Origin of the sequence: Sulfuricurvum sp. (assembly GCF_023250475.1) — a bacterium.
Taxonomy (GTDB): Bacteria; Campylobacterota; Campylobacteria; order Campylobacterales; family Sulfurimonadaceae; genus Sulfuricurvum.
In genome coordinates this window covers 13,331-20,387 of record NZ_JAHFAQ010000022.1, presented here as the reverse complement: position 1 = coordinate 20,387, position 7,057 = coordinate 13,331, and the positions used below count along the sequence as shown (strand labels likewise).

At 41.9% G+C, this 7,057-nt stretch carries 9 protein-coding genes and 1 pseudogene; 3 read left to right on the top strand and 7 right to left on the bottom strand.

Translation table 11 applies throughout. From position 1 onward, the window contains the following. The 5 genes from Q0C19_RS03765 to Q0C19_RS03745 all read right to left on the bottom strand — a co-directional run. Positions 1–790, bottom strand: a 790-nt coding sequence (locus Q0C19_RS03765; RefSeq protein WP_295052923.1) for a HAMP domain-containing protein, incomplete at its 3' end; no start/stop codon positions are given. 48 nt (positions 791–838) lie between these two features. Further along, positions 839–2,221 carry a deoxyribodipyrimidine photo-lyase gene (locus tag Q0C19_RS03760; RefSeq protein WP_295052921.1) on the bottom strand — a complete coding sequence of 461 codons (1,383 nt, stop codon included), beginning with the start codon at positions 2,219–2,221 and terminating at the stop codon, positions 839–841. 2 nt (positions 2,222–2,223) lie between these two features. Beyond that, positions 2,224–3,171 (bottom strand): DUF523 and DUF1722 domain-containing protein, encoded by a 948-nt coding sequence (locus Q0C19_RS03755; RefSeq protein ID WP_295052919.1) that lies wholly within the window; start codon positions 3,169–3,171, stop codon positions 2,224–2,226. Positions 3,172–3,223: 52 nt separating this feature from the next. Then, positions 3,224–3,421 (bottom strand): hypothetical protein, encoded by a 198-nt coding sequence (locus tag Q0C19_RS03750; RefSeq protein WP_295052917.1) that lies wholly within the window; start codon positions 3,419–3,421, stop codon positions 3,224–3,226. A gap of 42 nt (positions 3,422–3,463) precedes the next feature. Beyond that, positions 3,464–3,937 (bottom strand): transglycosylase SLT domain-containing protein, encoded by a 474-nt coding sequence (locus Q0C19_RS03745; protein ID WP_295052915.1) that lies wholly within the window; start codon positions 3,935–3,937, stop codon positions 3,464–3,466. A gap of 316 nt (positions 3,938–4,253) precedes the next feature. Between Q0C19_RS03745 and Q0C19_RS03740 the strand changes: the two genes are divergently transcribed. Further along, complete coding sequence (locus Q0C19_RS03740) at positions 4,254–4,769, top strand: hypothetical protein (RefSeq protein ID WP_295052913.1); 516 nt, start codon at positions 4,254–4,256, stop codon at positions 4,767–4,769. A gap of 2 nt (positions 4,770–4,771) precedes the next feature. On the opposite strand, the gene Q0C19_RS03735 is transcribed toward Q0C19_RS03740, so the two are convergent. Continuing rightward, positions 4,772–5,017 (bottom strand): hypothetical protein, encoded by a 246-nt coding sequence (locus tag Q0C19_RS03735; protein ID WP_295052911.1) that lies wholly within the window; start codon positions 5,015–5,017, stop codon positions 4,772–4,774. A 60-nt stretch (positions 5,018–5,077) separates the two neighbouring features. Continuing rightward, the gene (gene ppa, locus Q0C19_RS03730) at positions 5,078–5,599 is read right to left on the bottom strand and encodes an inorganic diphosphatase (protein WP_295052909.1); all 522 of its coding nucleotides are present in this window, start codon (positions 5,597–5,599) and stop codon (positions 5,078–5,080) included. Positions 5,600–5,756: 157 nt separating this feature from the next. Between ppa and Q0C19_RS03725 the strand changes: the two genes are divergently transcribed. Together Q0C19_RS03725 and Q0C19_RS03720 are read left to right on the top strand one after the other, a co-directional pair. Beyond that, a complete protein-coding gene (locus Q0C19_RS03725; RefSeq protein ID WP_295052907.1) occupies positions 5,757–6,041 on the top strand; it encodes a hypothetical protein in 285 nt (94 codons plus the stop codon). Positions 6,042–6,052: 11 nt separating this feature from the next. Further along, positions 6,053–7,057, top strand: a pseudogene (locus Q0C19_RS03720) (biotin attachment protein); the annotation flags it as partial.

Below are 7,057 nucleotides of genomic sequence, written 5' to 3'. Positions count from 1 at the left end.
TAGAAGCCGAGCGGATCCCTTTGAACGCTTGGCGGAGAATACTGACCAGTTCATCGAGTTTATGGCTCATACGCGCAAGTTCATCGTTGCCGTTGATCCGGACAGAACGGGTAAAATCACGGTTTTGGGAAACCGTGTCGATGGATTCTTCGAGTCGGGCAATTGAGTTTGCGATTGAACGGATTATAAAAGCAAACATTCCCAATATCACAAGGGCGCTGATAAATGTTATTACTTCCGATTTTGCCGCATTGGCATCGAGTGTTTTAAGATTATTCTTTTTCATTTTAGTGCTTAGTTCACGCTGTTCGAGATTAAGCTTTTGAAAAAGTTCTTCTGACTTTTCAGTGATCTCTTTGAGTTTTTTTCCATTCGATGTCTCGGCAAAATCTCGTGAGTGGACATCATGTCTGTACTCTTTGATCATTTCAATACGGGGTTTGTTCAGTTCTTCCCACTCTTTATGGTCGTTCAAAATTTTGGACAAGCGGTCTTTATTCTCTTGCGAACGGGTAATAGCTATCAATTTATTGATGGCATCCTCAAGTTTGGCATTACGCTCTTCATAATTTTTAAGATCCTCTTCTTTGTAAAAGAGTTGGTATCCGCGTAACTCGCTCATCGATCCGTTGATATTGGCACGCATGTCTCCGATCAAAATCATCCGCTCTGTCGTGTTGTGGGCATCATTGTTATTGGAATAAGCCATATAGCCCAATATCCCATACGAAACTGATGCTAGCACTGCCAACCCGATCAGTTTCCCTTTAATTGTCGATAAATCAATCACATAGATCCTTATTGTTGCAAATTAGTTGCAATTTTATCACAAACAAGATTAGAGTGAGTTGTTTTGAAAGGATTTAAAATAGGCCAATGCCTCTTTGGAACTGTTTTTATGATTCACAATCGGGGCCGGATATTCAATTAAAGAGAGTGCGGATAACGTCTCTTCGTGAGAGAAGGTCTTAGGGAGTTGGGAAGCTAATTGCGGAATCCATTGACGGATATAAACGCCGTTAGCATCAAATTTTGATGTTTGGGTATAGGGGTTGAAAATCCTAAAATAGGGTTGGGGATCGACCCCTGTGCCTGCACTCCACTGCCATGAGAGAATATTGGATGAAGCATCGTAGTCCATTAAGTGTTCAGCAAAAAAAGTTTCACCCCACTGCCAAGGTAAAAGGAGGTTTTTGGTAAAAAAGGAGGCGCAAATCATCCGTACGCGATTATGCATATCTCCGTTTTCCAAAAGTTGCCGTATCCCTGCATCAACGATCGGTACACCCGTTTGTGCCGTACAAAAAGCTTTGAAAAAAGTTTGGTTGGGGATACCTTTAAACGGATAACGGAAATTACGTTCGCTCAGATGGGGGAAATGGAATAAGAGCATGGCGTAAAAATCACGAAAGATCAGCTGCCTAAAAAAGGGTTCGGTAACCTTGCCCAGTTTTTTTTGGGTTAGTAGCCATCGTATTACTTTGCGTATCGATATGGTTCCGAATCGCAGGTCGATGCTTAATCCGGATGTCCCGTCTAACGCCATATAATCACGATCTTCTGAGTAGTTTTCGATCTTTGTTGCAAAAAGTTCCAGTTTTGCTTCAGGTGAACGTTGTTGATGCTGGGTTAGGGGTTGGGGTATGAATCCGATCGATTCGAGTGTTGTAGCCTTGGTAGAATGGATTGTATCGTGTATACAGTGCAGGTGTTCATAATCAAAACGCATGAGCTGTTGGTTGACTGGCTGAAACTCGTCAAAATGTCCGGGATGAAAGAGCGCTTTTGCACGGTTATAAAAAGGGGTAAAAACCATATACGGGGTTCCGTCATTTTTAAGTACTTCATCAGGCCGGAAAATATAAGTGTCGTGCAGGTAGTTAAAATTTATGAGATGCGAGATGTCACGATCACGTTCAAGTGCATAGCGCTCATAGTCCCCGGAAGCACATACCTCGTCATAATGGTGATCGGAAAGAAGCCATTTGAAAATATCCGTCGGTCTGCCATAAAAGATCGCCAAATCAAGATTTTGTTTTTGTAGAGATGATTTGAGATTGAGAAGTGCATTGTAAATGAAAGTAATACGCCGATCATCGGCACGCAAAGCAGAGAGAATATCGGTATCAAAAATAAAAATGGGGAGAACCTCTCCCTCTAGTGAAAGGAGAGGATTATCTTCCGTTCGCAGATCACGGCGAAACCATAAAATCCGCTTCATCTCTATTTTCCCGCATCGATATGCGAGCGTAACGCCAGTGTTTTAGGATAGGGATTTAGAAATGTTTGATCCAAAAGATACGTAATGTGGTATTTTTGAGCGTACAGTGCAATCGTTGAAACAGGAACAATGAGGGGGACTATTTTATCCGCAAAATCATTAATGTGGCTTTGTACGATTTTCTTTTCGTCTTTTGTAAGTTCATTTTTGAAAAACCCGGCTAAATGTTCTAGGACATTACGTGTTTTTTTGATCGAACTTTTGCGGGATATGGCCGTTTTGAATCCAAGCTCATACATAGCTAAAACTATATCGAAAGTGAGATTATCACGGTTAGCTACGATATTGCCAAGTTCTCGATAGAGTTTTTCATCTTTGGACTGGAGGATGAATTTATTGACGGTATGAAAACGGACAAGCTCATTGATGGCCGGATTGCAAACTTTAAACTGCTCGAAAGCATCATAGGCAAAAAGCTGCATGATAAAATTTTCTCTCAGCCATGTATCTTGGAGCCGCCCCTCTTCCTCCATGGGGAGAAGAGGATAGCGCTCACGGCACATTGCTGCGAAAACTCCGTCCTCTTTCCCTTCACAAAAACCGTTTTCCAGATACACTTTGGCACTTCCCATGCCGCAGCTGGGTGATTTGGATTTGAAAATAATTCCGCACAGCGGCTCTTTTGAAATCTTGGAGAGCTCTTCTTTGCTCGTTTCCATCAGTCGTAGTGTGAGATCACTCTGATCTTTGTTGGACTGGACGAACAGCGTATCGTCATGGCGAAGGAGCCGTATGGAAGGTCTCGGGGTACCGAAGGCCAAGTGCTCAGGACAAAAAGGGATAAATTCGGCAAATTTCCCTAACTCGTCGGTAACGAAATGTTCATGCTTGTGACCTCCGTCAAAGCGAATTTTTTCTCCCAACAAACATGCGGAAACAGCTATTTTCATGTGTACCCTTTATTAATGGTATGTTCGATCGACTATTGTATAAACTTGAGTGTTATTTTTGTTGTTCAGGAGGGCGATTGAGTTGGCTCTCTTTATACGCTTTGGATAGTTTCTGGAGTTCGGAATTCATTGTCTTCGGGGGAACTTTCGGAGGGTTGATCGGGAGGATGAATGCAAGGAGAATAAATACTAGGCTAAAAATAATACCGCTGAGAACGGCCAATACGATTTTAAGCTTTTCGTCATTCATAAAAACCTCCGAATCTCTATTCGAAGTATTATAGCTTAAAAATTATGACAGCTTTCCGGAAGAGACGAGGTGATTGACTAAATCTTTATTTTTCATGACGCGGTTATAATAGGTATGATTGATCGTTCCGCCGTTATAGCCGCTAATAGCGTAAAAGCTGTCTAGACGTTGATTTTGTAATAAGACAAGATAATGGGTTGCCACTTTGGCCGAAAGCCTTATATCTCCTAATAATCGACCTGCCAGCTGTACATCGCTGAGATCATTGAGCCAGCGGAGCTTTTTGACATTCTGAGAGACGTGTCGAGCGGTAGCGACTTGAATCTGCATAGCCCCAAGAGAAGCTTTGGTAAACGATTTTTTGTGTTTAAAGTCACCGATGGTATTTTTACCGGCACTGCTTTCGGTTAAACAAATCGCGCTTACGGTGTCTTCATAGGTTTTACCGTTTTTATCAGGAATTGATCTGGCTACATCGCGAACCGTTTGTAATACGTGAAGTTGTTTTGGAGTCATTGCGTCAGCTAAAAGTGACAGAGAAAATAGTAGTATTAGTGAAAGAAATCTCAAAAGTTATACCTCGTAAATTGGAATGTGAAATTTTAGGGTACTACGGAAGATATAACAATGGTGTGGCCTTTCTAAATGAATCAGTTAAGAAAAAGTAATAGAAAAAGGGTGTACGCTACCAACCTGACGGAAACGAGTGATTAAGATTGGGCGAAAATACAGTTTATATGTGTTAAATAATATTGTAAATGTTGATGTTAGTTTAAGTTTCAGAGTAAAAAGTTTTCTAAAACTATCAAAAAAAAGGTTAAAAAAGTAGCTCATGAGTAAAAATGAAACAATTTTTGTCCGATTACTCGGTATACTGATTTTTATGACACCGTTATACGGAGAAATTACCATTGGATTACTGACATCGATTGACAATAATTCAAAGCTCTCTTTATTGCACAACAATGTTGCCGTTTCGTGTGAACCTTTTGGGGTTATACCTTTGGAAAAAATGGTTGTTAACGGCGTCAATCCTCAAGAGTGTAAAAATTCCGTTGAGCGCTATTATAAAGATCATCCTCATGACAAACAATTTGCCCGTGAACATTTGCATCTTCAACAATCCTACCATTATGAAACGATTAAAGGGGGGTGTGTCCTTTATGGAAACGGACCGGAAAGTTACAGTGAAATGTTGCTGCGTCGGGGATTAGCGGTGATTGATCCGGCGTTTGATAATACCGAGTGGAATGCAAAACTAAAACGTTCTGTGCAAGGTGCCGTGATCCAAAAAACGGGAATGCACGACACGCTGATACAGAAGTTTTGTATTAAAGAAGAAAAATAGCGCTAACGCTGTTCATCGTTTGATGTCAGGTAAATCCAGTATTCTTTATGGCTTTTACCCTGATCGAGAAAATAGAGCTGCAAAATGGTTACTCGATAGAGCGTAATGACCATTTTAGCATAGGGGACAGCTAATGAGATGGCGAGCCACCACGGCTGCTCACGATTTCCCTTTGAGAGCATCATCTCTTCGACTCCGATATTTTTGCTTAAGTAGACACCAAACGCAATCGAGAAGACAAAATTCAATATTAATCCGAATATTGCGTAGGAAAAAACATCATTTGAGCCGAAATCGATCATCTTTAATTACTCTTTGTAATTTTTGATAGCATCTTCAAGGATTTTAGCAGCGGATGCTTTATTTTCAAATCCTTTGACTTTTACCCATTTGCCCGGCTCGAGCATTTTGTAGGTTTCGAAGAAATTTTTGATTTTTGCCAAGGTATGTTTTGGAATATCTTCAAGGTCTTGGATCTCTTCGAAGGTAGGGTCGATTTTTGATGTCGGAACGGCAAGCAATTTTTCATCGATACCGCTTTCGTCTTCCATGATTAAAACACCTACCAAGCGGCAGTTAGTCACACATCCCTCTACCATTGGGTATTCGGTCAAGATTAGGATATCTGCCGGATCACCGTCTTGGGAAAGAGTTTTATTGACAAAACCGTAGTTAGCCGGATAATACATTGCTGAGTGCATAACACGATCAAGGACAAGCGCACCGCTCTCTTTTTCAACTTCATATTTGATGTTCGATCCGCAGGCAATTTCAATAATTGCTTTGACTTTATCGGGATTTTCGCCGTAGCCGATTTTGCTTAGATCCATAAGGCACCTCTGTGTATAAAATAATGAGGCGGATTGTAACGAAAGAAACTAAAAGGTTCATTGAAATAGGCCGCAGTAAATCTTTTTTAATGAACTTTATACTAGAATCACGCATCGTGTAAAGATTACGCGTGCAAATTTAAATAGGGGATAGCGAATGGAATTACTAAATAAAGTAATGAAATATTTTACAATGTTTCAATCCAAGAATGCCCCGGAATCTCAAAACTTTGCAGGTGAGGTTGCCCAAGGTGCCAAAGTAGCGGCGATTGCAGCAGCATTACACCACCATGATTTGGAAAACAGTGATGTACGAGCGAAAGTAGCTGCTATTGCAGTTGCTCTTCACCATCATGAAATGGAAAATTCTCAAAATGGCGGTTTATTAGGAATTGCAGCTCTGGCAGCAGTGATTCACCACCATAATAATCTAAAGAAGTAGGGATTACGTAAATGGCAAAAAAATACATCGATGTGATGGACACCACGTTCCGTGACGGATTTCAGTCCGTATTCGGCGGACGGGTGTTGATGGAAGATTTCTTCCCTGCCCTCGAAGCGGCCAAAGAGGCGGGAATCCGACATTTCGAATTTGGAGGCGGTGCCCGCTTTCAAAGCCTTTTTTTCTATCTAAATGAAAATGCATTTGATATGATGGATCGTTTCCGTGCTATCGTCGGTCCTGATGCAAACCTTCAAACCCTTGCGCGAGGGGTAAATACGGTAATGCTCGATACGGGCAGCCGTGAGATGGTCGATCTGCATGCCAAAATGTTTAAAAAACACGGAACGACAACGATTCGAAATTTTGATGCGTTGAATGATGTCGAAAATTTGAAATACTCCGGTGAACGTATCGCTCATCACGGATTAAAGCATGAAGTCGTCGTTACGATGATGGATTTGCCTCCGGGATGTGTCGGCGCGCATGATGTCGCATTCTATGAAAAAACGCTTCGTGAAATTTTGGATTCGGGTATTCCGTATGATTCAATCTGTTTTAAAGATGCCAGCGGAACGTCGAGCCCTCATAAAATCCATGAAACGATTAAAATGGCGCGTCGCCTTGTTCCTGAGGGTACCCATTTACGTCTGCATACCCATGAAACTGCGGGTGTGAGCGTTGCGGCTTATCTCGCGGCACTTGACGCGGGAGTAGACGGTATTGATATGGCGGCAGCTCCTGTGAGCGGCGGTACGTCACAACCGGATATCTTGACGATGCTTCATGCGACCAAGGGGATGAATTACGATCTCGGCGGACTTGAACTCGAAAAAATCCTGAAATATGAAGATGTTTTGGGTGATTGTCTGAGCGATTATTTTATGCCTCCGGAAGCGACACAGGTTTCACCGTTGATTCCGTTTTCTCCGATGCCGGGGGGTGCGCTTACCGCCAATACTCAAATGATGCGTGACAACAATATGTTGGACCGCTATCCGGAAGTTATCCGTGCA

What these genes read in the sequence shown, in the direction of transcription:
- Q0C19_RS03760 (WP_295052921.1), bottom strand. Translation starts at nt 2,221, where the DNA reads ATGAAGCGGATTTTATGGTTTCGCCGTGATCTGCGAACGGAAGATAAT.
- Q0C19_RS03755 (WP_295052919.1), bottom strand. Translation starts at nt 3,171, where the DNA reads ATGAAAATAGCTGTTTCCGCATGTTTGTTGGGAGAAAAAATTCGCTTT.
- Q0C19_RS03750 (WP_295052917.1), bottom strand. Translation starts at nt 3,421, where the DNA reads ATGAATGACGAAAAGCTTAAAATCGTATTGGCCGTTCTCAGCGGTATT.
- Q0C19_RS03745 (WP_295052915.1), bottom strand. Translation starts at nt 3,937, where the DNA reads ATGACTCCAAAACAACTTCACGTATTACAAACGGTTCGCGATGTAGCC.
- Q0C19_RS03740 (WP_295052913.1), top strand. Translation starts at nt 4,254, where the DNA reads ATGAGTAAAAATGAAACAATTTTTGTCCGATTACTCGGTATACTGATT.
- ppa (WP_295052909.1), bottom strand. Translation starts at nt 5,599, where the DNA reads ATGGATCTAAGCAAAATCGGCTACGGCGAAAATCCCGATAAAGTCAAA.
- Q0C19_RS03725 (WP_295052907.1), top strand. Translation starts at nt 5,757, where the DNA reads ATGGAATTACTAAATAAAGTAATGAAATATTTTACAATGTTTCAATCC.